The organism is Salinimicrobium oceani, from assembly GCF_012037645.1.
Window position 1 is genome coordinate 1 of the sequence record NZ_JAAVJR010000821.1, and the last position, 410, is coordinate 410.

Consider the following 410-nt stretch of genomic DNA (forward strand, 5'->3'; position numbering starts at 1 on the left):
TTGTATAGTGTATTTATTTGTTTGACTACATGCTTGATATCAATTTTGTCTTCCCAATTTGAAGAGCAGTCTATTGTTAAAGCATATAAACTATCAATGCTGAAACTTTTATTTGAACCACAATTTTTTCTCACTTGATTCTTAATAAGGTTTAAAATGGCACTGGTTATAAAGTGACCTTTAATTAGAAACCAAAATTCCTTTTCGCTTTGTTTTACCATCTTTTTAACTTGAACTATTTCTTCGTCTGTAAACTTATCTCTCACAGAATCAACAAAATTTTTGACTTTATCTTCACAAACTTCATGAGATCTTTGGGTTTTAAGGAATCTGTAACCGTTATCTCCAAAAATGGATATTCCCTTTTTAAATTTATGGTTAGCTATATCTAAGATTAATAAATTATACAC

General features: G+C 28.3%; 1 protein-coding gene. It reads right to left on the reverse strand.

Translation table 11 applies throughout. The features are described 5' to 3' along the window. Positions 1–410: hypothetical protein (locus HC175_RS19565; RefSeq protein ID WP_168139792.1), on the reverse strand; the 410-nt coding region annotated here is incomplete at both ends.